Annotated in this window: 24 protein-coding genes; 22 read left to right on the forward strand and 2 right to left on the reverse strand. The window is 67.4% G+C overall.

Annotation, left to right across the window (positions count from 1 at the left end; genetic code table 11):
* Nucleotides 1-57: 57 nt before the first annotated feature.
* Together zapE and AC3WQM_RS01810 are read left to right on the forward strand one after the other, a co-directional pair.
* Nucleotides 58-1,155, forward strand: a complete 1,098-nt coding sequence (zapE, locus tag AC3WQM_RS01805) for a cell division protein ZapE (protein ID WP_492676710.1) — start codon at nucleotides 58-60, stop codon at nucleotides 1,153-1,155.
* The gene (locus AC3WQM_RS01810) at nucleotides 1,152-1,799 is read left to right on the forward strand and encodes a hypothetical protein (protein ID WP_492676711.1); all 648 of its coding nucleotides are present in this window, start codon (nucleotides 1,152-1,154) and stop codon (nucleotides 1,797-1,799) included. Before zapE ends, AC3WQM_RS01810 begins: the two co-directional genes overlap by 4 nt.
* Nucleotides 1,800-1,814: 15 nt before the next feature.
* Here the strand turns inward: AC3WQM_RS01810 and AC3WQM_RS01815 are convergent, their stop codons facing one another.
* Nucleotides 1,815-2,585, reverse strand: coding sequence for a PP2C family protein-serine/threonine phosphatase (locus AC3WQM_RS01815; RefSeq protein ID WP_369629132.1), 771 nt, complete (start codon nucleotides 2,583-2,585; stop codon nucleotides 1,815-1,817).
* A 107-nt stretch (nucleotides 2,586-2,692) separates the two neighbouring features.
* Between AC3WQM_RS01815 and AC3WQM_RS01820 the strand changes: the two genes are divergently transcribed.
* Nucleotides 2,693-2,899 carry an HP1242/YdcH family protein gene (locus AC3WQM_RS01820; protein WP_095745658.1) on the forward strand — a complete coding sequence of 69 codons (207 nt, stop codon included), beginning with the start codon at nucleotides 2,693-2,695 and terminating at the stop codon, nucleotides 2,897-2,899.
* The gene (gene yoaA / locus AC3WQM_RS01825; protein WP_492676712.1) at nucleotides 2,896-4,977 is read left to right on the forward strand and encodes a DNA repair helicase YoaA; all 2,082 of its coding nucleotides are present in this window, start codon (nucleotides 2,896-2,898) and stop codon (nucleotides 4,975-4,977) included. Before AC3WQM_RS01820 ends, yoaA begins: the two co-directional genes overlap by 4 nt.
* Nucleotides 4,978-4,998: 21 nt before the next feature.
* Here the strand turns inward: yoaA and AC3WQM_RS01830 are convergent, their stop codons facing one another.
* Nucleotides 4,999-5,808, reverse strand: coding sequence for an outer membrane protein assembly factor BamD (locus tag AC3WQM_RS01830; protein ID WP_489058398.1), 810 nt, complete (start codon nucleotides 5,806-5,808; stop codon nucleotides 4,999-5,001).
* Between the two features lie 23 nt (nucleotides 5,809-5,831).
* Here AC3WQM_RS01830 and AC3WQM_RS01835 point away from each other — a divergent pair, with 23 nt between their 5' ends.
* The 18 genes from AC3WQM_RS01835 to AC3WQM_RS01920 all read left to right on the forward strand — a co-directional run bounded on the left by AC3WQM_RS01835 (nucleotide 5,832) and on the right by AC3WQM_RS01920 (nucleotide 24,584).
* Complete coding sequence (locus tag AC3WQM_RS01835; protein ID WP_492677179.1) at nucleotides 5,832-6,848, forward strand: RluA family pseudouridine synthase; 1,017 nt, start codon at nucleotides 5,832-5,834, stop codon at nucleotides 6,846-6,848.
* 128 nt (nucleotides 6,849-6,976) lie between these two features.
* Nucleotides 6,977-7,909, forward strand: coding sequence for an SMC-Scp complex subunit ScpB (scpB, locus tag AC3WQM_RS01840; RefSeq protein ID WP_492676713.1), 933 nt, complete (start codon nucleotides 6,977-6,979; stop codon nucleotides 7,907-7,909).
* Entirely contained in the window at nucleotides 7,906-9,753 is a 1,848-nt protein-coding gene (locus AC3WQM_RS01845; RefSeq protein WP_492676714.1) for a pseudouridine synthase, read from the forward strand. The genes scpB and AC3WQM_RS01845 overlap by 4 nt, the downstream gene beginning before the upstream one ends.
* A 152-nt stretch (nucleotides 9,754-9,905) precedes the next feature.
* On the forward strand, nucleotides 9,906-10,331 hold the full coding sequence (gene ndk, locus AC3WQM_RS01850) for a nucleoside-diphosphate kinase (RefSeq protein ID WP_489058395.1): 426 nt from the start codon (nucleotides 9,906-9,908) through the stop codon (nucleotides 10,329-10,331).
* Between the two features lie 21 nt (nucleotides 10,332-10,352).
* Nucleotides 10,353-11,522, forward strand: a complete 1,170-nt coding sequence (gene rlmN, locus AC3WQM_RS01855; protein ID WP_492676715.1) for a dual-specificity RNA methyltransferase RlmN — start codon at nucleotides 10,353-10,355, stop codon at nucleotides 11,520-11,522.
* Between the two features lie 4 nt (nucleotides 11,523-11,526).
* A complete protein-coding gene (gene pilW / locus AC3WQM_RS01860) occupies nucleotides 11,527-12,378 on the forward strand; it encodes a type IV pilus biogenesis/stability protein PilW (RefSeq protein ID WP_492676717.1) in 852 nt (283 codons plus the stop codon).
* Nucleotides 12,371-13,297: a helix-turn-helix domain-containing protein gene (locus AC3WQM_RS01865; protein WP_492676718.1), complete on the forward strand. Its 927-nt coding sequence runs from the start codon at nucleotides 12,371-12,373 to the stop codon at nucleotides 13,295-13,297. Before pilW ends, AC3WQM_RS01865 begins: the two co-directional genes overlap by 8 nt.
* Nucleotides 13,294-14,574: a flavodoxin-dependent (E)-4-hydroxy-3-methylbut-2-enyl-diphosphate synthase gene (gene ispG / locus AC3WQM_RS01870; protein ID WP_099790066.1), complete on the forward strand. Its 1,281-nt coding sequence runs from the start codon at nucleotides 13,294-13,296 to the stop codon at nucleotides 14,572-14,574. Before AC3WQM_RS01865 ends, ispG begins: the two co-directional genes overlap by 4 nt.
* A 15-nt stretch (nucleotides 14,575-14,589) precedes the next feature.
* A complete protein-coding gene (hisS, locus tag AC3WQM_RS01875; protein ID WP_492676719.1) occupies nucleotides 14,590-15,900 on the forward strand; it encodes a histidine--tRNA ligase in 1,311 nt (436 codons plus the stop codon).
* 6 nt (nucleotides 15,901-15,906) lie between these two features.
* A complete protein-coding gene (locus tag AC3WQM_RS01880; RefSeq protein WP_489058389.1) occupies nucleotides 15,907-16,599 on the forward strand; it encodes a YfgM family protein in 693 nt (230 codons plus the stop codon).
* A gap of 12 nt (nucleotides 16,600-16,611) precedes the next feature.
* On the forward strand, nucleotides 16,612-17,754 hold the full coding sequence (gene bamB, locus AC3WQM_RS01885; RefSeq protein ID WP_492676720.1) for an outer membrane protein assembly factor BamB: 1,143 nt from the start codon (nucleotides 16,612-16,614) through the stop codon (nucleotides 17,752-17,754).
* Between the two features lie 66 nt (nucleotides 17,755-17,820).
* Nucleotides 17,821-19,164: a ribosome biogenesis GTPase Der gene (gene der / locus AC3WQM_RS01890; RefSeq protein ID WP_489058387.1), complete on the forward strand. Its 1,344-nt coding sequence runs from the start codon at nucleotides 17,821-17,823 to the stop codon at nucleotides 19,162-19,164.
* A gap of 164 nt (nucleotides 19,165-19,328) precedes the next feature.
* On the forward strand, nucleotides 19,329-19,574 hold the full coding sequence (gene hfq / locus AC3WQM_RS01895; protein ID WP_056582504.1) for an RNA chaperone Hfq: 246 nt from the start codon (nucleotides 19,329-19,331) through the stop codon (nucleotides 19,572-19,574).
* A 53-nt stretch (nucleotides 19,575-19,627) separates the two neighbouring features.
* Nucleotides 19,628-20,797 carry a GTPase HflX gene (hflX, locus tag AC3WQM_RS01900; RefSeq protein ID WP_070061004.1) on the forward strand — a complete coding sequence of 390 codons (1,170 nt, stop codon included), beginning with the start codon at nucleotides 19,628-19,630 and terminating at the stop codon, nucleotides 20,795-20,797.
* 74 nt (nucleotides 20,798-20,871) lie between these two features.
* The gene (gene hflK, locus AC3WQM_RS01905; RefSeq protein WP_492676721.1) at nucleotides 20,872-22,248 is read left to right on the forward strand and encodes an FtsH protease activity modulator HflK; all 1,377 of its coding nucleotides are present in this window, start codon (nucleotides 20,872-20,874) and stop codon (nucleotides 22,246-22,248) included.
* 17 nt (nucleotides 22,249-22,265) lie between these two features.
* Nucleotides 22,266-23,153 carry a protease modulator HflC gene (gene hflC / locus AC3WQM_RS01910; protein WP_062480758.1) on the forward strand — a complete coding sequence of 296 codons (888 nt, stop codon included), beginning with the start codon at nucleotides 22,266-22,268 and terminating at the stop codon, nucleotides 23,151-23,153.
* Between the two features lie 37 nt (nucleotides 23,154-23,190).
* Nucleotides 23,191-23,379, forward strand: coding sequence for a DUF2065 domain-containing protein (locus AC3WQM_RS01915; protein ID WP_489058385.1), 189 nt, complete (start codon nucleotides 23,191-23,193; stop codon nucleotides 23,377-23,379).
* A 44-nt stretch (nucleotides 23,380-23,423) separates the two neighbouring features.
* A complete protein-coding gene (locus AC3WQM_RS01920; protein ID WP_447744891.1) occupies nucleotides 23,424-24,584 on the forward strand; it encodes an ATP phosphoribosyltransferase regulatory subunit in 1,161 nt (386 codons plus the stop codon).
* Nucleotides 24,585-24,591 lie beyond the last annotated feature (7 nt).

A 24,591-nucleotide genomic window follows, 5' to 3' on the forward strand; every position in this document is an offset into this window, starting at 1 on the left:
CCCGATCGACCCTCGCGGGGCGGTCGGGGCTCTCCATTTTTGAAGCGATCCGATCCCTTGAGCGTCAAACAGGCTTACGAAGCGGAACTCGCGGCACGCGGGTTCAAGAGCGATCCCGCACAACTCGCGGCCGTCGAGGCGCTCGACCGTTGCGCCACCGAGTGGGGCGAGTACAAGGCCCGACGCTCCAACGCGCTGAAGAAGCTCATCAACCGGCCGGAGCTGCCGCGCGGCGTCTACATGTACGGCGGCGTGGGGCGCGGCAAGAGCTTCCTGATGGACCTGTTCTTCAACGCCGTGCCGCTGCGGCGCAAGACGCGCCTGCACTTCCACGAGTTCATGCGCGAAGTGCACCGCGAACTGCGCGACCTGCAGGGCACCGTGAACCCGCTCGACGAGCTGGGGTTGCGCATTTCCAAGCGCTACAAGCTGATCTGCTTCGACGAGTTCCACGTCGCGGACATCACCGACGCGATGATCCTGCACCGGCTGCTCGTGTCGCTGTTCGACAACGGCGTGGGCTTTGTCACCACCTCGAACTTCAAGCCCGACGACCTGTACCCCGGCGGCCTGCACCGCGACCGCATCCTGCCCGCCATTGCATTGCTCAACCAGAAGCTCGAAGTGCTGAGCGTGGACAACGGCACCGACTATCGGCGCCGCACGCTGGAGCAGCTGCGCATGTACCTCACGCCGAACGACGCGGCGGCCGAGAAGGAAATGCGCCACGCCTTCGACAAGCTGGCCGAGACGGCCGACGAAAGCCCGATCCTGCACATCGAGCAGCGCGAGATCCGCGCGCTGCGCAAGGCCGGCGGCGTGGTGTGGTTCGACTTCAAGACGCTGTGCGGCGGTCCGCGCTCGCAGAACGACTACCTCGAGATCGCGAGCCAGTTCCACACCGTGCTGCTGTCCGACGTGCCGCACATGCCCGTGCGCATGGCCTCGGAAGCACGCCGTTTCACCTGGCTGGTCGATGTCTTGTACGACCGGCGCTGCAAGCTCATCATGTCGGCCGAGGTTCCGCCCGAGGCGTTGTACACCGAGGGGCCGCTGGCGCACGAGTTTCCGCGCACGGTGTCCCGGCTCACCGAAATGCAGTCGAGCGAATTCCTCGCCCTCGAACGCCGCATCGTCGACACCCGACTCACATGAAAAAAACCGCTCTTGCCCTGTTCCTGGCCTTGGCCAGCCTGCCGCTCTGGGCCCAGTCCAATGCGGCGGCGGGCAGCGCCGATCTCGAAGCCGAACGCAGCCGTCTGGCCACCGAGCGCGAGGCCATCGAGTCGCGCTACACCAAGGAGCGGGCGGCCTGCTACAAGAAGTTCGCAGTCGAAGACTGCCTGCGCGAAAGTCGCAGCCGCCGTCGCAAGGAAACCGACCACATCAAGCGGCAGGAAACCGCGATCAACGACATCCAGCGCCAGCGCAGCGGCGCGGCCGAGCTGCAGAAGCTCGACCAGAAGGCCGCCACCCAGCGCCCACAGGATTCGCGCGAGCAGCGTGAGAAGTCGCAACAGGATCAGAAAGAGCGCGAGCAGCGGGCCGCCGACCACGCCGCGAGCCGTGCTGCGACGGCGGCCGATGCGGACGCACGCCAGCGCCAGTTCGAGAACAAGCAGAAGGCCCATGCCGACGAGCAGGCCAAGGCGGCGCAGCGCCGCGCCGACGCACCGGCCGTGAGCACGCGCTTCGAAGACAAGCAGAAGCGGGCGGCGGAACATCGAGCCAGCCGTGAACGCCAGAACGCCGAGCGGACCAAGCCGCGCGGCGCGCCGTTGCCAGCACCGGCACCCTGAAAGAGAGGCGGGCGCTCAGGCCGCCGCAGGCAGCCGGTCGAGCTTGAGCACCGCGATCGAGATGTTGTCGCCCGTGCCGCGCGCACGGCGCCGCGCTTCTCCCACCAGAATTTCCACTGCATCGCGCGGCGGCTGTGCGTAGAGCACGCTGGCCAGTTCCTCGGGTGAGAAGTAGTGCCAGAGCCCGTCGCTGCAGGCCATCAGCAGGTCGCCCGGCTGCAGCTTGGCAATGTGGTGCGGATCGACGGGCGGCGGCGTGGTCGTCATGCCCAGGCAGCCCAGCAGGATGTTGCCCTGCGGATGGATGTTGGCCTCGGCCTCGCTGATCTGGCCGCGATCGACCAGCGCCTGCACATACGAATGGTCGCGCGTGCGTTTGACCAGCGCGCCGTCGTTGAAGTGATAGATGCGCGAGTCGCCTGCGTGAATCCAGGCGCAGTCGCCCTTGGGGGTCATCAGGAAGGCGGCCAGCGTGCTGTGAGGCTCCTGCTCACTCGACAGCGCGGTGAGTTTGATCACCGTGTGGGCGTCTTCGAGCAGCTGGCGCAGCACGACGGCGGGGTCGTCGCGTTCGGGGCTGTAGCGGGTGAAGAGCTGGCGCGCGGTCATCAGCACCTGGTCGGACGCCTTGCGCCCACCGCTGCGCCCGCCCATGCCGTCGGCGATGACGCCGAGCACGCAGCCCGGCGTGCGGGGGTGGCTCATCAACAGCACCTGGTCCTGCTGGTAGGGGCGATCCCCCTTGTGGAGGCCGGTGGCGGCGGCGAGTCGAAAGCCTTGGGTCATGAGCGCTGGGGCGCCAGAGGCGCGCTTTCTGTCTTCTCTGGGGTTCGTGTCAGGACGTATTATCGAATGAACACGCGCGGCCCCATGTGGCACGCGCCCCCCCACCGTTGGACTCCAATCTTCATTCCCTTTCCCGTCAGCTGATCGAGCTGCGCATCGCGCATGCCGACCTCGACGCGACCATCGACCGGCTCTCGGAAGACGGCGTGCCGCAGGACGAACTGCTGATGCGCCGCCTGAAAAAGCGCCGCCTCGCCCTGCGCGACCAGATCGCCCAGCTCGAGAACGCGCTCGACCCGAAAGAGCCGGCGTGACGTCGCCGCTCGAAAACCAGGTGCGCGATGCGTTCGCGCAGGACGGGGTGCTGTCGCAGGCCGCCGAGCAGTTCCGCGAACGCGGCGGCCAGACCGAGATGGCGATGGCCGTGGCCCGCACCATCTCCGACGGCGGCATGCTCGTGGTCGAGGCCGGCACCGGCGTGGGCAAGACCTTTTCGTACCTCGTGCCGGCGCTGCTGAGCGGCGAGCGCGTGCTGCTCTCGACCGCCACCAAGACCCTGCAGGACCAGCTGTTCGGCCGCGACCTGCCGCGCCTCGTCGAGGCCTTCGCGCTGCCGATACGCACGGCGCTGCTGAAAGGGCGGGGCAGCTACCTGTGCCTGCACCGGCTCGACATGGCGCGCCACGACGCCTCGCTGCCCGAGCGCGGCAGCCTGCGCACGCTGGCAAAGATCGAGCAGTGGTCGAAAGCCACCCGCACCGGCGACCTCGCCGAACTGCCGGGGCTCGACGAACGCTCTCCGCTGATCCCGCTGATCACCTCCACGCGCGAGAACTGCCTGGGCGCGCAATGCCCGCAGTTCAAGGCCTGCCACGTCAACCTGGCGCGGCGCGAGGCGCTGGCGGCCGACATCGTGGTCATCAACCACCACCTGTTCTTTGCCGACCTCGCGGTGCGCGAGACCGGCATGGCCGAGCTGCTGCCGACCGTGAGCGTCGTCGTGTTCGACGAGGCGCACCAGCTCAACGAAACCGGCGTGCAGTTCCTGGGCGCGCAACTCGGCAGCGGGCAGGCGCTCGATTTCGCGCGCGACATGCTCGGCGCCGGCCTGCAGCATGCGCGCGGGCTGGTCGACTGGCAGCAGCTGGTGGCGGGCGTCGAACGCGCGGCGCGCGAACTGCGCCTGGTGGTCGGCAAGCAATGGCCGGGTGCCAAGCTGCGCTGGATCGGCCCCGCCCCCGAGGGTGTGAACGCCGAAGCCTGGCAGGGTGCGCTCGACGACCTGCAGGACGCCTTCGTGCTGGCTGCCGACGGGCTGGACACGGTGAGCGAGATCTCGCCTGACTTCGGGCGTCTGCATGAGCGCGCACGCCAGCTCGCGAAACGCACCGCGCGTTTCGCGCAGCCGTGCGAGCTCGATTCCGTGCGCTGGGTCGACGTGGGCACGCAGCTGCGGCTGATCGAGTCGCCGCTCGACATCGCCGATGCGATGCGCAAGCGGGTGCTCAAGCTGACCGACGAGCCCGTGGAGTCCGACCTGCCCTACGGCGATGACGACGAAGACCCCGAGCACGGCGCCGTCCCGCCGCCACCGCAGGAAGACAGCCGCCGCGCCTGGGTCTTCACCTCCGCCACGCTGGGCGACGACCCGACGCTGCGCTGGTTCACCGAGCCCTGCGGTCTGCGCGACGCCGAAGTGCTGCGCGTGCAGAGCCCCTTCGACTACGCCTCGCAGGCGGCGATCTACGTGCCACGGGCCTTTCCGAAGCCCAACGATCCCACGCACAGCCAGCAGGTGGCCAAGCTGGCCGCGCACGGCGCTGCCGAACTCGGCGGGCGCACATTGGTGCTCACCACCACGCTGCGCGCGCTGCGTACGATCGGCGACGCGATGCGCCAGCAGTTCGAACTGCTCCAGACGGAAGCGCGGCCCGAGGTGCTGGTGCAGGGCGAACTGCCCAAGCGCGTGCTCATGGACCGCTTCCGCGAAGGCGCGAGCAACGGGCGCGCGGGCTGCGTGCTGGTGGCGTCGGCGTCGTTCTGGGAAGGCTTCGATGCACCGGGCGACGCGCTGCAATTCGTGGTCATCGACAAGCTGCCGTTCCCGCCGCCCAACGACCCGCTGGTGGAGGCCCGCTCGCAGCGGCTCGAAGCGCAGGGACGCAGCTCGTTCAGCGATTACTCGCTGCCCGAGGCGGCCGTGGCATTGAAACAGGGGGCGGGGCGCCTCATTCGCCGTGAAACCGACAGCGGCGTGCTCGCGATCTGCGACACGCGCCTCGTGGCGATGGGCTATGGCCGGCGGCTGCTGGCGGCGTTGCCGCCGATGCGCCGGCTGGAAACCGAAGCGGATTTCGAGAGCGCGATCGACGCGCTCAGGAAACCTTATTGATATCTACCGTGGGGCGCTGGATTACCAGAGCTTCCACCAAGGGTCGCTGCTGCCCTTGAAGCCGTTCGCCAGGTAGGTGCTCTTCGGGTAGTTGGTGGTCAGCACGCGTTGCGCGTCGTCGCGCAGGTCCTTCATGCCGAGCGCGTCGTACGACTTCACCATGATGTACAGGGCTTCTTCGAGCGCCGGCACTTCGCGGTAGTCGGACAGCGCGATCTGCGCCCGGTTGATGGCCGCCAGGTAGGCGCCACGCGAGTAGTAATAGCGCGCCACGTGAACTTCGTACTGCGCGAGCGAGTTCACGATGTAGTTCATGCGCTGGCGCGCGTCGGGCGCATAGCGCGACTCGGGAAAGCGCGTCACGAGCTCGCGGAAGGATTCGAACGATTCCTTGGCGGCCTTCTGGTCGCGCTCGGACAGGTCCTGACGCGTCAGGAACGCGAACATGCCCAGGTCGTCGTTGAAGTTGATCACGCCCTTCAGGTAGAGCGCGTAGTCGAATGCCGGGCTGGCCGGGTGCAGCTTCATGAAGCGGTCGAGCGTGGCGATGGCGTTGGCCTTTTCGCCGGCCTTGTGCTGGGCGTAGGCCTTCTCGAGCTGGGCCTGCTGGGCCAGCGGCGTGCCGGCGGCACGGCCTTCGAGCTTTTCGTACAGCGGCACCGCCTTGTCGTAGGCGCCGGAGCCGACTTCGTCCTTGGCTTCCGAGTAGATGCGGTTGGGGCTCCAGTTCGCGGTCTTGTCTTCCTTGGTGGTGGAACCGCAACCGGCGACGAGAAGGGCCGCCGCGCTGAGCGCGATCCAGGCAGGGACCGATAATTTGGCGCGAAACATCACATACGGCTTTCGTGAAACAGTTGCCCTCAATTATATCGACCGACCCCCTGACCGATCCCCCGGAAGGGCCTGAACCTGAAGAGGGCGCTGATCTCGCGGAGCCCAGCGAGCTGCGGCCCTTCGCCATCGAGCAGGCGCAGCACGGCCAGCGGCTCGACCGCGCATTGGCTGCGCTGGTGCCCGAGTTTTCGCGCAGTTACCTTCAGCAACTCATTGAGGCCGGCGCCGTCGAGCTGCAAGGGCGCACACTCACCAAGGTTTCTGCCACGGTGCGCGTCGGCCAGTCGGGGCGCATCGAACTGCGGCCCACGCCCCAAAGCCAGGCCTTTCGGCCCGAGGCGATGGACCTGGTCACCGTCCACGAAGACGAACACCTGCGAATCATCGACAAACCCGCCGGTCTGGTGGTGCATCCGGCGCCGGGCCACTGGAGCGGCACACTGCTGAACGGGCTGCTGGCGCTCGACCCGAAGGCCGTGCTGCTGCCGCGCGCGGGCATCGTGCACCGCCTCGACCGCGACACCAGCGGCCTGATGGTGGTGGCGCGCACACGGGCCGCGATGGACGCGATGGTGGCGCTGATCGCCGCACGCGACGTGAAGCGCCAGTACCTGGCGATGGGGCACAAGGCCTGGGAAGGTGCCGCGGCCCGGCAGGTCGATGCGCCGATCGGCCGCGATCCGCGCAACCGGCTGCGCATGGCTGTGGTCGACCTGGAGCGCCACGCGGGCAAGACCGCGCGCACGCTGATCGAGCGGCTCGACAGCCATACTGACGGCTGCGCGGTGCGCTGCACGCTCGAAACCGGTCGCACCCACCAGATCCGCGTGCACATGGCGTCGATCGGTCATCCGCTGGTCGGCGACGCGCTGTATGGCGGTGCGCCGGCGGCGGGCCTGTCGCGGCAGGCGCTGCATGCGTTCCGGCTGGCGTTCGTGCATCCCGTCACGCAGCAGGCGATGGAGTTCCGCTCGCCGCCGCCGCCCGATCTGGCGCAGGCTTTGCAGACCTGGGGGCTGGATTACAATCGTGCCTGACGGCCCGAGGGCCGCGCCGGCCACCCGAGGCCGGCCTTGCGTTGCACTCGCCGCGTGCCGGCAACGCCTACCCCTTCCATCCATCTGAACAAGCGTCGCCAGGCGCCTTTTTCCGGATAACGCGAACCATGAATACGGCGGATGCCAAGCGCATTCTCGAAACCGCCTTGATCTGTTCGAGCCAGCCGCTGCCGGTGCGCGACATGCGCGTGCTGTTCGACGACGAGCTGGGCGTGGACACGATCAAGGTGCTGTTGCTCGAACTGCAGGAAGACTGGGCGCAACGCGGCCTGGAGCTGGTGAGCGTCGGCAGCGGCTGGCGTTTCCAGAGCCGGCCCGAGATGCGCGACGCCCTCGATCGCCTGCATCCCGAGAAGCCGCCGCGCTACACGCGCGCCGCCCTCGAGACGCTGGCCATCATTGCCTACCGGCAGCCGGCCACGCGCGGCGATATGGAAGACATCCGCGGCGTCACGATCAACTCGCTGATCCTGAAGCAGCTCGAAGACCGCGGCTGGGTCGAGGTGATCGGCCACCGCGAAACGGTCGGCCGGCCCGCGCTCTACGCGACCACCCGCCAGTTCCTCGACGACCTGGGCCTGGCCTCGCTCGACCAGCTGCCGCTGGTGGAAACGCCCGCGCAGCAGGCGGCGCTGGTTGATGCACTGCAGCAGGCCTCGGGCGACCAGCCGGGGCTGCCGATCGACGTCGATGCGGCGGAAGAGGTCGTTGCGGAATCTGCAGAGGCCGCAACGCCGGCAGATGAAGAAGGCGTGCAGGCGGAACTCGCCATGGTCGATGCGCCGTCCGAGTCGGCTGAGCTGGCAGAAGTCGTCTCGACCGATGCGGCGGAGTTCGCCGAAGAGGTGGTGGCGATCGCCGAGGCCGCCGAGCCTGTCGATGAGGCGCTGCCTGTGTCCGAGCCAGAAACCGACGAGCTGCCCGCCGAACCCGAAGTGGCCGCCGCGCCCGAAGAACCCGAATCTGAGGTCCCGTCCCCCGCAGCGGACGAGGCCGATCCCCACGACCCCCCCGCTGTTTCTCCCGGAAAAACCCCATGAGCTCATCCGACACCGACGACGCAGCGATGCTGCCGGTCGAACCCGAAGTCAAGAAGCGGAAGCGGCCAGCCACGCCCAAGAAGGTGACGGAAGTTGCTGTTGAATCCGTCGCTGCGCCCGCAGAGCTGGCAGGGGCCGAGGCCGAGGAAGCTCCGAAGAAGCCGCGTGCACCTCGCAAGAAGAAGGTGGTCGAGGCTCCGGCTGCCGATGAGCAATTGGCGAGCGCGGCGGAACTCGCTCCTGCGGCCGAAGCCCCCGCGACGGTGGAGCCCGATGTGGCACCCGTGGTTGCTGCGCCAGCGGCGACCGAGGAAAGCGAGCCGGCACCGGTCGAAGCACCGCGTCCTCAGGCGTCCGATGAGGACGAGGACGACGACCGTGGGGATGACGAAGACGACGAGGAAGACGAGCCCGACGAAGAGGAGGACGACCTCGACCGCGCCCGTCGTGCCGCCGAGCGCGAGCAGCGCAACGCGCCGCCGACCGAGCCGATCCGCTTTGCCGACGTCATTTCCGGCCAGTTCGATGCCGACGAAGAAAGCCCCGAGGTGCCGCCGCTCAAGCGCGTGCTGCTGCCCGAGGCCGATTCACCCAAGCTGCACAAGGTGCTGGCGCAGGCCGGTCTCGGTTCGCGCCTCGAGATGGAACAGCTGATCCTGCAGGGCCGCATCTCGGTCAACAACGAGCCGGCCCACATCGGCCAGCGCATCCAGTACGGCGACCAGGTCAAGATCAACGGCAAGCCGATCCGCTACCGCATCGCACCGCCGCCGCCGCGCGTGATCGCGTACCACAAGCCCGTGGGCGAAGTCGTCACGCACGACGATCCGCAGAACCGCCCGACGGTGTTCCGCAAGCTGCCGCGTCTGCAGCAGGGCAAGTGGCAGTCGGTGGGCCGGCTCGACCTGAACACCGAAGGCCTGCTGCTGTTCAGCAGCTCCGGTGACCTGGCCAACCAGCTCATGCACCCGCGCTTCGGCCTGGAGCGTGAGTACGCGGTGCGCGTGTTGGGCGCGCTCACCAGCGAAGAAAAGAAGAAACTGCTCGAGGGCGTGCGCCTGGACGACGGCATGGCGCAGTTCGGCACCATCGAAGACGGTGGCGGCGAGGGTTCCAACTGCTGGTACCGCGTGACCATTTCCGAAGGCCGCAATCGCGAGGTGCGCCGCCTGTTCGAGTCGGTGGGCCATGCGGTCAGCCGGCTCATCCGCATCCGCTACGGCGCGATGGTGCTGCCGCGCGGTCTCAAGCGCGGTGCCTGGATGGAACTCGACGAGCGCGATATTCAAGCGCTGTTCCAGGCCTCGGGCGGCGCGCAGGCGCGACCGGCTCCGCAGCAGCAGCGTGGCCCCGGTGGTCCTGAGGGCGGCGGTCGCAACGGTCGAAACAAGAAGCGCCGCGGCAACAACAACAACCGCAACAACAACGGTGGCATGGGGGGCGGTCAGCCGCGTGAAGCACGCGGCGAAGCGCCGATCCCGAGTCCGCTGGGCGACGGCCGTCCGCCGCGCGGCGAGCGCGGAGGACGCGGTGGTCCGAACCGGGGCGGCGGCAACGGCGGTCCGCCGCAACAGGGGCGTCGCGGCAACGCGGGTCCCGGCAACCGTCAGGGCGGCCAGGGGCAAGGGCAGGGCGGCGGCAACCGGGCCGCGGGTGGTGGTGGCGGCGGCGCGAACCAGCCCGATCCGATGAAGACCTCGCTAGGCTACATCGGCGCCGACAGCTTCTCGCGCCAGCGCAAGGAGCAGCGCGGCGGCCCGGGACGTCGCGGCGGTGGTGGCGGCGGCTCGCAAGGCGGTGGTGGATTCGGCGGCCCGGCCGGCAGTCGCCGCCGCGGACGCTGAAAGCCAGCCGTCGGAGCGCGGCCTTTCGCGGGGTTTTCACCAATCCCGCAGGTCGCGCCGGTTAAAATCAGAGGCTTTGTCGACGGGCCGCGAAACAAATTCGCTGCAGTTGTGACAAAACACTTCAAAATCAAAGCTCAGGAAGCATTTCAATGGCTATCGAACGTACCCTTTCCATCATCAAGCCCGACGCCGTCGCCAAGAACGTCATCGGCAAGATCGTTTCCCGCTTCGAGGCTGCCGGCCTCAAGGTTGTCGCCGCCAAGCTGGTGCACCTGTCGCGCAACGAAGCCGAGCAGTTCTACTCGGTCCACAAGGAGCGTCCCTTCTTCAAGGACCTCGTCGAGTTCATGATCTCGGGCCCCGTGTTCGTGCAAGCACTCGAAGGCGAGAACGCCATCGCCAAGAACCGTGACCTGATGGGCGCCACGGACCCGAAGAAGGCAGCCGCCGGCACCATTCGCGCCGACTTCGCCGACAGCATCGACGCCAACGCCGTTCACGGATCGGACGCGCCCGAAACGGCAGCGAACGAAGTCGCTTTCTTCTTCGCCGGCCTCAACGTCTACGCACGCTGAAGCCGTTTCTCGCCTGAATTCATGACCACAGCCAATCTGCTCGAATTCGATCTCGACGGGCTGGCTGCGTTCTGCGAAAAACTCGGCGAGAAAAAATTCCGCGCCACGCAGCTGTTTCGCTGGATCCACCAGCGTGGCTCCAGCGACTTCACCCAGATGACCGATCTGGCGAAGTCGCTGCGCGAGAAACTCGCGACCACCGCGCGCGTGGAGGCCCTGTCGGTCCTCACGCAGCATGAATCCAAGGACGGCACGATCAAGTGGCTGTTCGACGTCGGCGGCGGCGATGCGGTCGAGGCCGTGTTCATTCCCGAAGACGACCGCGGCACGCTGTGCGTGTCGTCGCAGGCGGGTTGCGCCGTGGGCTGCCGCTTTTGCTCGACCGGGCATCAGGGCTTCAGCCGCAACCTCACCACGGGCGAAATCGTCGCCCAGCTCTGGTTCGCCGAGCACTTCCTGCGCAAGCACCTGAATCGCAGCGAGCGCGTCATCTCCAACGTGGTGATGATGGGCATGGGTGAGCCGCTGCAGAACTACTCGGCGCTGGTGCCCGCATTGCGCACCATGCTCGACGACAACGCCTACGGGCTGTCGCGCCGCCGTGTCACCGTGTCGACCTCCGGCGTGGTGCCGATGATCGACCGCCTGGGCGCCGATTGCGCCGTGGCCATGGCCGTCTCGCTGCATGCGCCCAACGATGCGCTGCGCGACGACCTCGTGCCGCTCAATCGCAAGTACCCGATCGCCGAACTGCTCGAGGCCTGCAAGCGCTACCTCGTGCATGCGCCGCGCGACTTCATCACCTTCGAATACTGCATGCTCGACGGCGTGAACGACCAGCCCGAGCACGCGCGCCAGCTGATTGAGCTCGTGCGCAAGCACGACGTCTCGTGCAAGTTCAACCTGATCCCGTTCAACCCGTTTCCGGCGTCGGGCCTGCTGCGCTCGCCGCAACCGCGCGTGCTGGCCTTTGCCCGCACGTTGAGCGAAGCGGGCCTCGTGACCACCGTGCGCAAGACGCGCGGTGATGACATCGACGCCGCCTGCGGACAACTCGCCGGCGACGTGAAAGACCGCACCCGTGCGGCCGAACGCATGGCCCAGCGCCGTGCGGCGGTGGCCGAGCGCCCCGTCGTTCTGCACCCGCCCCGCGCCAAGACCACCAAACCAACCGTTCCCCAGGAGCATTGACGCAATGAGCATGGCCTTACCGACGACGACCGCGAGCGCGCAGCGAGTGCTGAGCGCAGGAATCGCGAGCGTCGCCGTGGTGCTTCTTCTCGCGGGCTGCGTCAACACGCGAACCACCACCACCGGGCTTGTCGGCAGCGGGGCCGACAGCGGCACCACTGTCGTGACCGACGTCGACGAAAACAACCGCCGCCGTGCCCGCCTGCGGATGGAGCTGGCCGCCGGCTACTTCGAACAAGGCCAGACCTCGGTCGCCCTCGAAGAGCTCAAGCAGGTGCTGACCATCGACCCGAACTACGCCGACGCCTACAACCTGCGCGGCCTGGTCTACATGCGGCTCGAGGATGCCGGTCTGGCCGAAGACAGCTTCCGCCGCGCCGTCGCGATCAATCCGCGCGACGCCAACACGCGCCACAACTACGGCTGGCTGCTGTGCCAGCAGAACCGCTACGGCGACGCCGCACAGCAGTTCGCCGCCGCATTGGCGGTGCCCAGCTACACCGACCGCGCCAAGACGCTCATGACCCAAGGGGTCTGCGAGCTCAAGGCCGGTCAGAGGCCGCAAGCCGAACGCAGCCTCCTGCAGGCCTACGAGCTCGACGCCGGCAATCCTGTGATCGGCTTCAACCTGGCCTCGGTGCTGGCGCAGCGCGAAGAATGGTCGCGCGCGCAGTTCTACATCCGCCGTGTCAACAACAGCCCGTCGGCCAATGCCGAGACGCTGTGGCTCGGCATCAAGGTCGAACGGAAGCTCAACAACCGCGAGGCTGTCGCGCAGCTGGGCGGTCAACTGCAACGACGTTTCCCTCAATCGCGGGAGGCAATGGCGTACGAGCGCGGGAATTTCAATGACTGAACGGGTTTCAGAGTTCGGGACGTCCGCGGCACTGCCGCTGGCAGAAGGCGACGTCGCGCACAAGACGGCTGGCGACATGCTGCGCGAGGCGCGCGAAGCACATGGCCTGCACATCGAGATGGTGGCCGCGGCACTCAAGGTGCCGCCGCAAAAGTTGCTCGCGCTCGAGGCCGACGACATCGCTTCGCTGCCCGACCCGGTGTTCGCCCGGGCCCTGGCCAGCAGCGTGTGCCGCGCACTGCGCATCGATCCGGCGCCCGTGCTGGCCAAGCTGCCGGGCGCGCAACGCGCACCGCTGGCCGAAACCAATCGCACGCTGAATGCCCGCGTGGTCTCCGACACGCCTCGCTGGAGCGGTGGGCGTTCCGGCGGCCTGCCATCGCGCGCGCTGTTGACGGTCGTGGTGCTGCTGCTGATCGGTGCCGGCGTGCTGTTCTGGATGCCGCAATCGGCGTTCGACCAGATCGGCGCCTCCGTCGCGCGACTGACCGCAAAGAACGATGCCGAGGTCATGCCACCCGCCGATCAGGGGGGCGTCTCGGAGTCCGTGCCGACGCAGGCCGTGGCGCCGACCGGCCCGGTGGGCGCTGCACCGGTCGCTGGCGCAGTGGCTGCCGTGCCCGCCGCCCCGGCCTCCGCCCCCGTGGCGGCCGTCGCCAACACCAGCACAGCCAGCAGCCAGCAGCTCGTCTTGGTGGCGCGCGAGGAATGCTGGGTCACCGTCACCGAAGCCGGTGGCAAGCAGTTGCTGCGCCGCAGCCTGCAGGTCGGCGAAACCGTCGGCCTGTCCGGCACGCTGCCGCTGTCCGTGGTGGTCGGGCGCGCCTCGGCGGTCGATGTGCAAGTGAACGGAAAGCCCTACGATCTGAAGCCTGTCACCCGCGGCGGCGGTGTGGCGCGCTTCGAGGTGAAATCGTGACAACCGACTGCACTCCCCAGCCCATTGAATCGGCCGCGCCCAAGGCGCGGCGCTCGCGCCAGGCCAGCGTGGTCTGGGGGCCGCGCACGGTCACGGTGGGGGGCGACGCGCCCACGCGCGTGCAGTCGATGACCAACACCGACACGGTCGATGCCATCGGCACCGCAATCCAGGTCAAGGAGCTCGCCATTGCGGGCTCCGAGATGGTCCGCATCACCGTCAACACGCCCGAAGCCGCCGCGCAGGTGCCCTACATCCGCGAGCAACTCGATCGCATGGGTATCGACGTGCCGCTGATCGGCGACTTCCACTACAACGGCCATCGCCTGCTCACCGACTATCCGGCCTGCGCCGAAGCGCTGAGCAAGTACCGCATCAATCCCGGCAACGTGGGCAAGGGCGACAAGAAGGACAAGCAGTTCGGCCAGATGATCGACGCGGCCATGCGCTGGAACAAGCCGGTGCGCATCGGCGTGAACTGGGGCAGCCTCGACCAGGAACTGCTCGCCAGCCTGATGGACACCAACAGCCAGCGTGCCACGCCCTGGGACGCCAAGCAGGTGATGTACGAGGCGCTGATCACCTCGGCCATCGAATCCGCCAAGCTGGCCGAGTCGATGGGCATGGCCGGCAACCAGGTCATCCTGTCGTGCAAGGTGAGCGGCGTTCAAGACCTGATTTCGGTGTACCGCGAACTCGCGCGGCGCTGCGACAACCCGCTGCACTTGGGCCTGACCGAAGCCGGCATGGGCACCAAGGGCACGGTGGCCTCGGCCACGGCGCTGTCGATTCTGCTGCAGGAGGGCATCGGCGACACGATCCGCGTGTCGCTCACGCCGCAGCCGGGCGAGTCGCGCACGCAGGAAGTGCTGATCGCCAACGAAATTCTCCAGGCCCTGGGCCTGCGCGTGTTCGTGCCCAGCGTCACGGCCTGCCCGGGCTGTGGTCGCACCACGAGCACCACCTTCCAGGAACTCGCCAAGCAGATCGATGACTACCTGCGCCAGCAGATGCCGGTCTGGCGCAAGAAGTACCCGGGTGTCGAGACGCTGAAGGTGGCCGTCATGGGCTGCATCGTCAACGGCCCCGGCGAAAGCAAGCACGCCGACATCGGCATCAGCCTGCCCGGCACGGGCGAAGCGCCGGCCGCGCCGGTCTTCATCGACGGCGAAAAGGCCCTCACGCTGCGCGGCGACAATATCGCCAACGAGTTCCACCAGCTCGTCGAAACCTACATCGAAAAGCGCTTCGGCAGCGAGCACGCTGTCCTGGCCTGAAACCTCCGCAGATCCATGGCTGAAAAACTGAATGCCGTCAAAGGCATGAACGACATATTGCCGCCCGAATCGGCGCGCTGGGAATGGCTCGAAGCCATCGTGCGCGACCTGATGGGGCGCTATGCGTATCGCAACGTCCGCACCCCGATCCTGGAGCACACGGCGCTGTTCGTGCGCGGCATCGGCGAGGTGACGGACATCGTCGAGAAGGAGATGTACGCCTTCGAAGACCGCTCCGACAAGCATGGGCAGGCGGAGCATCTGGCGATGCGCCCGGAGAACACGGCCGGCCTCGTGCGCGCCGTGATCGAGCACAACATGCTCTACGAAGGGCCCAAGCGCCTCTGGTACACGGGCCCGATGTTCCGCCGCGAAAAGCCGCAGCGCGGGCGCTTCCGCCAGTTCCACCAGATCGGCGCCGAGGCGCTCGGCTTCGCCGGGCCCGATGTCGACGCCGAACTGATCCTGCTGGCCACCGCGCTGTGGAAGGCCATCGGCCTGACCGACGTGCGCCTGGAGCTCAACAGCCTGGGCCAGCCGGCCGAGCGCGCGTTGCACCGCGCCCAGCTCATTGCCCACTTCGAACAGCACGCCGACAAGCTCGACGAGGACGGCAAGCGCCGCCTGCACAGCAACCCGCTGCGCATCCTCGACACGAAGAACCCGGCGATGAAGGAAGTGGTCGAGTCGGCGCCGAAGCTGATCGACTTCCTCGGTGCCGAATCGCTGGCGCACTTCGAGGGGCTGCAGGCCATCCTCAAGGCCAACGACATCGCCTTCACGATCAATCCGCGCCTCGTGCGCGGGCTCGACTACTACAACCTCACGGTGTTCGAGTTCGTGACCGACCGCCTCGGCGCGCAGGGCACGGTGTGCGCCGGCGGCCGCTACGACGACCTCATCGCCCAGATCGGTGGCAAGCCGGCGCCCGCTGTGGGCTGGGCCATCGGCGTCGAGCGCGTGCTCGATCTGCTGAAAGAGCAGGGCGCCGAAGTGCCGGCACCGGTGCCCGATGTCTATGCCATCGTGCCCGACGCCGCTTCGATGCCCGTCGTGCTGCGCGCCTTGCAGCAGCTGCGCGAAACCGGTGTGCGCGTCCAGATGCACGCCAGCACCGCCGAAGGCCTGGCGAGCTTCAAGGCGCAGATGCGCAAGGCGGACGCCAGCGGCGCCGCCTGGGCCCTGATCTTCGGCGCCGATGAACTTGCGCGCGGTGAAGTGACTCTCAAGGCCTTGCGCGACGCCAGCGTCGCGCAGTCCGCCCGTTCACTTGCTGAAGTGACCACCTGGGCCGCCACCCTACAATCGCCGGCTCCCAACCTCTGACAGCGCATGGCCACCCATCTCGACCTCGAAGAACAGGAACAGCTCGACCAGCTCAAGCATTTCTGGAACACCTACGGCACCCTGATCACCTGGGCCGTGCTGCTCGTCGCTGGCGCCTTCGTGGCCTGGAACGGCTGGCAGTACTTCCAGCGCACCAAGGCTGCTCAGGCCGCGGCCCTTTATGACGAGGTCGAACGGAGCACGCAGTCCGGCGACGTCGAGCGCATCCAGCGCGTGATGACCGACATGAAGGAGCGCTTCGCAGGCACCGCCTACGCACAGCAAGCCGGCCTGCTGGTCGCCAAGACGCTGTTCGACAAGGGCAATGCCGACGGCTCGCGCGCGGCGCTGGGCTGGGTCGCGCAGAACGCCGTCGACCCGGGCTACCAGGCCATCGCCAAGCTGCGGCTCGCGGCCGAACTGCTCGATGCCAAGTCCTACGACGACGCGCTCAAGCAACTCGACGGCAAGGTGCCGACCGAATTCGAACCGCTGGTGGCCGACCGCAAGGGCGACATCTTCATGGCACAGGGCAAGCGCGACGAGGCGCAGGCCGAGTACCGCAAGGCCTGGACCGGCCTGGGCGCCGGCTCGGACTACCGCCGGCTGGTCGAGATCAAGCTCAACGCGGTCGGTGTCGACCCGAAGACCCTGGCGCCGACCGTCACCGTGACGCCCGCCGTCCCCAAGAACTCCTGATCGCACACCCTCATGAATTTCAAGCGTTTCAAGCCTGAATCGACCGCCCTGCGCGCGGGTTCTGCTCTTGTTCTGGTAGCGCTCCTGGCCGCCTGCTCGGGCTCCGGCAAGCCCAAGCCCGCCGAGCTGCCGGCCAACCCGTCCCTGATGGGCGTGCGCCAGGCCTGGAACGTGCGGATTCCGGGCGTCGAATTCCCGCTCACCGCCGATGTCAGCGGCGACATCGTGACCGTGGCCGGCAGCGACGGCACGGTCGTCGCCATCGACGCCCGCGCCGGTCGCGAGACCTGGCGCGCCAGCGCCGGTGCGCCGCTGGCGGCCGGTGTCGGCAGCGACGGTTCGCTGACGGCCGTGGTCACCACCAACAACGAAGTGGTGGCGATCGAAAACGGCAAGGTGCTGTGGAAGCAGCGCCTGTCGGCCCAGGCCTTCACCGCGCCGCTGGTGGCCGGTCGCCGCGTCTTCGTACAGACCGCCGACCGCAGCGTCAGCGCCTGGGACGGCCAGAGCGGCCGTCGCCTGTGGCAGCAGCAGCGCCCGGGCGAAAACCTCGTGCTGCGCAAATCGGGCGTGCTGATCGCGGTCGGCGACACGCTGGTCGCCGGTCTGGGTGGCCGACTCGTCGGCATGAGCCCCGGCAACGGCAGCTCGCGCTGGGAGGCCCCCATCGCTGCGCCGCGCGGCACCAACGACGTGGAGCGCCTGGTCGACCTGACCGGCAGCGTGAGCCGCTACGGCGACACGGTCTGCGCACGCGCCTACTACGCCAGCGTCGGCTGCGTCGACACCCTGCGCGGCCAGCTGCTCTGGAGCAAGCCGGCCTCGGGCGCCGACGGCGTGAGCGGCGACGAGCGCTTTCTCTATGGCACCGAATCGGACGGCAGCGTCACCGCCTGGCGCCGCGCCGACGGCGAGCGCGCCTGGCAGATGAGCCGCCTGAAGAACCGCGAACTGACCGCACCGCTGGCCGTGGGCCGCTCGCTGATCATCGGCGAGAGCACCGGTACGCTGCACTTCGTGTCGCGTGAAGACGGTGCGCTGCTGAACCGCGTGACGCCCGATGGCTCGGCCATCACCGTGACGCCGGTGCTGGCCGGCAACACGGTGGTCGTCGTGACCGCCAAGGGTGGCGTGTTCGGTTACCGCCCTGAATAATCATTTTTTGTCTTTCTCTTACTTCCAAGGCCCGACCATGAAAACCGCGCCATCGAAAGGCCGGCCATGAAGCCGGTCGTGGCCCTGGTCGGCCGTCCCAACGTCGGCAAGTCGACGCTCTTCAACCGCCTGACCCAGACGCGCGACGCCATCGTCGCCGACTTCGCCGGCCTCACGCGCGACCGCCATTACGGCAACGGCCGCCTGGGCAAGCACGAGTTCATCGTGATCGACACCGGCGGCTTCGAGCCCGATGCCGGCAGCGGCATCTACAAGGAAATGGCCAAGCAGACGCGGCAGGCCGTGGCCGAAGCCGATGTCGTGATCTTCGTGGTCGATGCCCGCGAAGGCCTCTCGGCGCAAGACCACGACATCGCCAACGAGCTGCGCCGCCTGGGCAAGCCCTGTGTGCTGGCGGCCAACAAGGCCGAAGGCATGCACGACGGCACCAAGCTGGTCGACTTCTACGAGCTGGGCTTCGGCGACGTGCACGGCGTGTCCGCGGCGCACGGGCAGGGCATGCGCGACCTGGTCGAGCTGGCGCTTGAGCCGCTGAACCTGGCCGACCCGGACGACGAGGAAGACGAAGACGAGGTCAACAAGCCGATCAAGCTGGCGGTGGCCGGCCGGCCCAACGTCGGCAAGTCCACGCTGATCAACACCTGGCTGGGCGAAGAGCGCCTGGTGGCCTTCGACATGCCCGGCACGACGCGCGACGCCATCTCGGTGCCGTTCGAGCGCAACGGCCAGCGCTTCGAGCTGATCGACACCGCCGGCCTGCGTCGCAAGGGCAGGGTGTTCGAGGCGATCGAGAAGTTCTCGGTGGTCAAGACGCTGCAGGCCATCGAGTCGGCCAACGTGGTGCTGCTGCTGCTCGACGCGACGCAGGGCGTGACCGACCAGGACGCGCACATTGCCGGCTACATCCTCGAAAGCGGACGTGCGGTGGTGATCGCCATCAACAAGTGGGATGCGGTCGACAGCTACCAGCGCGAACAGATCCAGCGGCAGATCGAAACCCGCCTGCCGTTCCTGAAATTCGCGTCATTGCATTTCATCTCGGCCATCAAGCGCCAGGGCCTGGGCCCGGTGTGGCAGGCCATTGCGCAGGCCCACAAGTCGGCGACGCGCAAGATGTCGACGCCGGTGCTGACGCGCCTGCTGCTGGAGGCGGTGCAATTCCAGGCGCCCCAACGCGGCGGCATGTACCGGCCGAAGCTGCGCTATGCGCACCAGGGCGGCATGAATCCGCCCGTGATCATCATTCACGGCAATTCGCTGGAGCACGTGACCGACGCCTACAAGCGTTTCCTGGAAGGGCGTTTCCGCAAGGAATTCGACCTCGTGGGCACGCCCTTGCGGATCCAGTTCAAAAGCTCGCAAAATCCGTTTGCGGACAAGGACAACTGAGGGCGCTTGGCTGCCGATGGCAGCCGATGAGCCGCAGCAGGAGCGGAAGTTCCGTCTTTTGAGAACCGTTATTTTCTCAAGGCTTTTGACCCCGATTGCTGCGGCGCAGAAACCCTGTGTTAAGGTCATCTCTCCAACAACTACTCTTGAACACGGAGAATATCGTGAGCAATAAAGGGCAACTTCTGCAAGACCCGTTTCTGAACACCTTGCGTCGCGAGCATGTGCCGGTTTCCATTTATTTGGTGAACGGCATCAAGCTGCAGGGCCAGATCGAGTCTTTCGATCAATACGTCGTGTTGCTTCGCAATACAGTGACGCAAATGGTCTACAAGCACGCCATTTCCACCATCGTGCCGGGTCGTGCCGTCAACTTCTCGGCCAACGAGAACGACGACGCCGCCGCCTGATCGCGCGGAGCGCGGCGGTAACCCCGCCGCGCTTTTTCCATATCTGATTCCGCTTGTCTGATTCGATCCCCCGCCAGGAAGGCGCCGCCGTTCTCGTCGGCGTCGATTTCGGGCTGCCCCATTTCGACAGCGAGCTCGAAGAACTCGGCCTGCTCGCACAAACCGCGGGCCTGACGCCCGTTGCCCGCCTGGCCTGCAAGCGCAAGGCGCCCGATGCGGCGCTGTTCGTCGGCAGCGGCAAGGCCGAAGAGATCAAGGAGCTCGCCGCGATGCACCGGGCGAGCGAGGTCATCTTCGACCAGTCCTTGAGCCCTGCGCAGCAGCGCAACCTCGAACGCCAGCTCGATGTCGCGGTCTACGACCGCACCTTCCTCATTCTCGAAATCTTCGCCCAGCGTGCCCGCTCGCACGAAGGCAAGCTGCAGGTCGAGCTGGCTCGCCTGCAGTACCTGAGCACGCGGCTGGTCCGTCGCTGGTCCCACCTGGAGCGCCAGACTGGCGGCGCAGGTGTGCGCGGCGGCCCGGGCGAGAAGCAGATCGAGCTCGACCGTCGCATGATCAACGAGTCGATCAAGCGCACGCGCGAGCGCCTGGCCAAGGTGCAGAAGCAGCGCAGCACGCAGCGCCGCCAGCGCGAACGCCGCGAGACCTTCAACATCTCGCTCGTCGGCTACACCAACGCGGGCAAATCGTCGATCTTCAATGCGATGGTCAAGGCCCGCGCCTATGCGGCCGACCAGCTGTTCGCCACGCTCGACACCACCACGCGCAACCTCTACCTGGGCGACGCGCGCCGGCAGGTGTCGATCTCCGACACCGTGGGCTTCATCCGCGACCTGCCGCACGGGCTGGTCGACGCGTTCAAGGCCACCTTGCAGGAAGCGGTCGACGCCGACCTGCTGCTGCACGTGATCGATGCCTCCAATCCGCACTATCCCGAGCAGATGGCCGAGGTCCAGTCGGTGCTGCAGGACATCGGCGCAGGCGACGTGCCGCAACTGCTGGTGTTCAACAAGCTCGACGCCCTTGAAAGCGCGCAACATCCGCTGCATCTGCAGGACGAGATGGAAATCGACGGCGTGCAGGTTCCCCGCATCTTCCTCAGCGCCAAGACCGGTGAAGGCCTGCCGTTGCTGCGGGCCGAGCTGGCCCGGCAATCGGGTTCCGTCGCCGATACGATGACCCCTGAGGCGGACGCTGAATTGCACGATGCGGCCCCTTGATTGGGCACAATCCCGCCACTGACACGAGAACGAAGCGAATGAATGCAAAGCCAGCGCGGAGAGGGTTTCTGGGCATGTTCAATCTGAACGATGGCCGATGGGGTCGCGGCGACGAGCCGTCCTCCAACGGCGACCGCCCGGCCGGCAACCGGCCGCCCGATGCCGATCCCCCCGGCGCCCCGATCCCGCCGCCTTCGAGCGGCAACCAGAACAACAACGGCAACGGCAATCGCCCGCGCGGCCAGGGCCCCAACCAGGGCCCGCCCGACCTCGACGAACTCTGGCGCGACCTCAATCGCAAGCTCGGTGGTTTCTTCGGCGGCGGCAAGGGCGGTGGCAATCGTCCCAATGGCGCCGGCGGCGGTGGCGGCAACGGCTACAAGCCCGACATGAAGAACGCCGGCTTCGGCATCGGCCTCGTGGCCATCGTGGCGGTCCTGATCTGGCTCGGCACCGGCTTCTTCATCGTGAACGAAGGCCAGCAGGCCGTCATCACGCAGTTCGGCCGCTACAAGAGCACCGTGGGCGCGGGTTTCAACTGGCGCCTGCCGTACCCGATCCAGCGCCATGAGCTGGTGGTGGTCACGCAGATCCGCTCCACCGACGTGGGCCGCGACGCCATCGTGCGTTCCACCGGCCTGCGCGAATCGGCCATGCTGACCGAAGACGAGAACATCGTCGAAATCAAGTTCGCCGTGCAGTACCGCCTGAGCGACGCGCGCGCCTGGCTCTACGAGAGCAAGTCGCCTGCTGAAACCATCGTGCAGGTGGCTGAAAGCTCCGTGCGCGAAGTGGTCGGCAAGATGAAGATGGATGCGGCGCTCGCCGAAGAGCGCGACCAGATCGCGCCCCGCGTGCGCGCGCTGATGCAGACCATCCTCGATCGCTACAAGGTCGGCGTCGAAGTCGTCGGCATCAACCTGCAGCAGGGCGGCGTGCGTCCGCCCGAGCAGGTGCAGGCCGCCTTCGACGACGTGCTCAAGGCCGGCCAGGAACGCGAACGCGCCAAGAACGACGCCGAGGCTTACGCCAACAACGTCGTGCCGCTGGCCACCGGTACCTCGTCGCGCCTGAAGGAAGAATCCGAGGCCTACAAGGCGCGGATCGTGGCGCAGGCACAGGGTGATGCGGGCCGCTTCAGCTCGGTGCTGGCCGAATACCAGAAGGCACCGCAGGTGACGCGCGACCGCATGTACACCGACGCCATGCAGCAGATCTACGCCAGCACGACCAAGGTGCTGGTCGACAGCAAGCAGGGTTCCAACCTGCTGTACCTGCCGCTCGACAAGCTGATGCAGCAAGGCGGCAACACCGCGGCCACGCCCGTGGACGCTGCCAACCCCAACGTGGCCGGCACCGCACCGACCCAGTCGTCGGTGATCCCGGTGGCACCCACCACCACCGACGTGCGCGCCCGTGACGGCCGCTCGCGTGACCGCGACGTGCGCTGAGAAAGGCCCGGAACAACATGAACAGAATCGGTTTCATCGCCACCTCGGTCCTCGTCCTGCTCGTGCTGCTGAGCTCGACCCTCTTCGTGGTCGACCAGCGCCAGTTCGGCGTGGTCTATGCCCTCGGCCAGATCAAGCAGGTCATCACCGAGCCCGGCCTCAACTTCAAGCTGCCGCCGCCGTTCCAGAACGTGTCGTACATCGACAAGCGCCTGCTGACGCTCTCGAGCCTCGACACCGAGCCCATGCTCACCGCTGAAAAGCAGCGCGTGGTGATCGACTGGTACGTGCGCTGGCGCATCTCCGACCCGCAGGCCTACATCCGCAACGTTGGCCTCGACGAGAACGCGGGCGCCATGCAGCTCAACCGCGTGGTGCGCAATGCGTTCCAGGAAAACATCAACAAGCGCACCGTGCGCGACCTGATCTCGGTGCGCCGCGAGGCCCTGATGGCCGACGTGCAGCGCGAAGTGCTGGCCGTCGTGAAGGGCGCCAAGCCCTGGGGCGTCGACGTGGTCGACGTGCGCATCACCCGCGTGGACTACGTGGAAGCCATCACCGAATCGGTCTACCGCCGCATGGAGGCCGAGCGCAAGCGCGTGGCCAACGAGCTGCGTTCCACCGGCACGGCCGAAGGCGAGAAGATCCGCGCCGACGCCGATCGCCAGCGCGAAGTGATCGTGGCCAACGCCTACCGCGATGCCCAGAAGATCAAGGGCGAGGGCGATGCCCAGGCTGCCGCGACCTACAGCGAGGCCTTCGGCCGCGATCCGCAGTTCGCCCAGTTCTATCGCAGCCTCGAGGCGTACAAGCAGAGCTTCAACAAGAAGAGCGACGTGATGGTGCTCGACCCGTCCTCGGACTTCTTCCGCGCCATGCAGAGCTCCGGCTCGGCGCGCAAGTAACAACAGGCCGTCCGTTTCCGCTGTCCTGCCTGGAGCCGTGAGCGCCGACACCCTCTGGAGCGCGTTGGCGCTGGTCCTGGTGATCGAAGGCATCCTGCCTTTCATCTCGCCGGGTGGGTGGCGGCGCGGCTTCAGCCAGCTGCTGCAGCTGCGCGATGGCCAGCTGCGTTTCTTCGGTCTTTGCAGCATCCTGCTGGGTTTGGTACTCCTTTGGGTTCTGGGGTAACGCGGGCCCGGTAGAATCCCGGTTTAACCACGCCCCCGATCCCCATGTCCGCCTGGGTCCTCCCGGATCACATTGCCGATGTGCTGCCCTCCGAGGCGCGCCACATCGAAGAACTTCGACGCCAGCTGCTCGATACCGCCCGTGGCTATGGCTACGAGCTGGTGATGCCGCCGCTGCTCGAGCACCTGGAGTCGCTGCTTTCGGGCACCGGCGAGGCGCTCGACCTCCAAACCTTCAAGCTCGTCGACCAGCTGTCCGGTCGCAGCATGGGCCTGCGTGCCGACACCACCCCCCAGGTGGCGCGCATCGATGCCCATCTGCTGAACCGCGACGGCGTGGCCCGGCTGTGCTACTGCGGCCCGGTGGTCCATACCCGGCCCGACCGCCCGCACGCCACCCGTGAGCCGCTGCAGTTCGGCGCCGAGATCTACGGCCACGCCGGCCTGGAAGCCGACACCGAAACCCTGCTGCTGGCGCTCGACTGCCTTGACGCCGCCGGCCTGCGCGACGGCGTGATCGTCGACCTGGCCGACGCCCGCATCGTGCGCGCGCTGTTCGCCGGCGTGCCGGTCGATGCTGCCGCGATCGCCCGCGTGCATGCCGCACTGGCCGCCAAGGACGCGAGCGAGCTGCAGGCGCTCACCAAGGATTTCCCCGCTGCGTCACGCGACGGCCTGCGCGCCCTCGTGGGCCTGTACGGCGATGTGGCCGTGCTCGACGAGGCCGCCAAGGCCCTGAAGGGCACGCCCGCCGTGGCGGCTGCGCTGGCCGACCTGAAGCAACTTGCGGCCGGCCTGAACGGCACGGCAGGGCGCCAGATTAGCTTCGACCTGGCCGACCTGCGCGGCTATGCCTACTACAGCGGCATGCGTTTCGGCATCTACGTGCCCGGCGCGGCCGATTCGCTGGTGCGCGGTGGCCGCTACGACGAGGTGGGCGCCGTGTTCGGCCGCAACCGTCCGGCCGTCGGCTTCAGCCTCGATGTGCGCGAACTCGTCGGCGTGCTGCCGGCCCGTCCGCTGCGCGCCGCCATCCGTGCGCCCTGGAGCGACGCGGCCGGCCTGCGTCAGGCGATTGCCCAATTGCGCAAGGCCGGCGAAACGGTAGTCTGCGTGCTGCCCGGCCACGGCAGCGAAATCGATGAATTCCATTGCGACCGCGAGCTCGTCGAGCAGGCCGGCCAATGGAATGTCCGAGCGATCTGAATTTTTG

The organism is Variovorax sp. FW301-JW7, from assembly GCF_058788795.1.

What these genes read in the sequence shown, in the direction of transcription:
- der (WP_489058387.1), top strand. Translation starts at nt 17,821, where the DNA reads ATGAAGCCGGTCGTGGCCCTGGTCGGCCGTCCCAACGTCGGCAAGTCG.
- AC3WQM_RS01810 (WP_492676711.1), top strand. Translation starts at nt 1,152, where the DNA reads ATGAAAAAAACCGCTCTTGCCCTGTTCCTGGCCTTGGCCAGCCTGCCG.
- hflC (WP_062480758.1), top strand. Translation starts at nt 22,266, where the DNA reads ATGAACAGAATCGGTTTCATCGCCACCTCGGTCCTCGTCCTGCTCGTG.
- rlmN (WP_492676715.1), top strand. Translation starts at nt 10,353, where the DNA reads ATGACCACAGCCAATCTGCTCGAATTCGATCTCGACGGGCTGGCTGCG.
- scpB (WP_492676713.1), top strand. Translation starts at nt 6,977, where the DNA reads ATGAATACGGCGGATGCCAAGCGCATTCTCGAAACCGCCTTGATCTGT.
- AC3WQM_RS01815 (WP_369629132.1), bottom strand. Translation starts at nt 2,585, where the DNA reads ATGACCCAAGGCTTTCGACTCGCCGCCGCCACCGGCCTCCACAAGGGG.
- AC3WQM_RS01845 (WP_492676714.1), top strand. Translation starts at nt 7,906, where the DNA reads ATGAGCTCATCCGACACCGACGACGCAGCGATGCTGCCGGTCGAACCC.
- bamB (WP_492676720.1), top strand. Translation starts at nt 16,612, where the DNA reads ATGAATTTCAAGCGTTTCAAGCCTGAATCGACCGCCCTGCGCGCGGGT.
- pilW (WP_492676717.1), top strand. Translation starts at nt 11,527, where the DNA reads ATGAGCATGGCCTTACCGACGACGACCGCGAGCGCGCAGCGAGTGCTG.
- hflK (WP_492676721.1), top strand. Translation starts at nt 20,872, where the DNA reads ATGTTCAATCTGAACGATGGCCGATGGGGTCGCGGCGACGAGCCGTCC.
- AC3WQM_RS01880 (WP_489058389.1), top strand. Translation starts at nt 15,907, where the DNA reads ATGGCCACCCATCTCGACCTCGAAGAACAGGAACAGCTCGACCAGCTC.
- ndk (WP_489058395.1), top strand. Translation starts at nt 9,906, where the DNA reads ATGGCTATCGAACGTACCCTTTCCATCATCAAGCCCGACGCCGTCGCC.
- AC3WQM_RS01830 (WP_489058398.1), bottom strand. Translation starts at nt 5,808, where the DNA reads ATGTTTCGCGCCAAATTATCGGTCCCTGCCTGGATCGCGCTCAGCGCG.
- AC3WQM_RS01865 (WP_492676718.1), top strand. Translation starts at nt 12,371, where the DNA reads ATGACTGAACGGGTTTCAGAGTTCGGGACGTCCGCGGCACTGCCGCTG.
- hisS (WP_492676719.1), top strand. Translation starts at nt 14,590, where the DNA reads ATGGCTGAAAAACTGAATGCCGTCAAAGGCATGAACGACATATTGCCG.
- AC3WQM_RS01920 (WP_447744891.1), top strand. Translation starts at nt 23,424, where the DNA reads ATGTCCGCCTGGGTCCTCCCGGATCACATTGCCGATGTGCTGCCCTCC.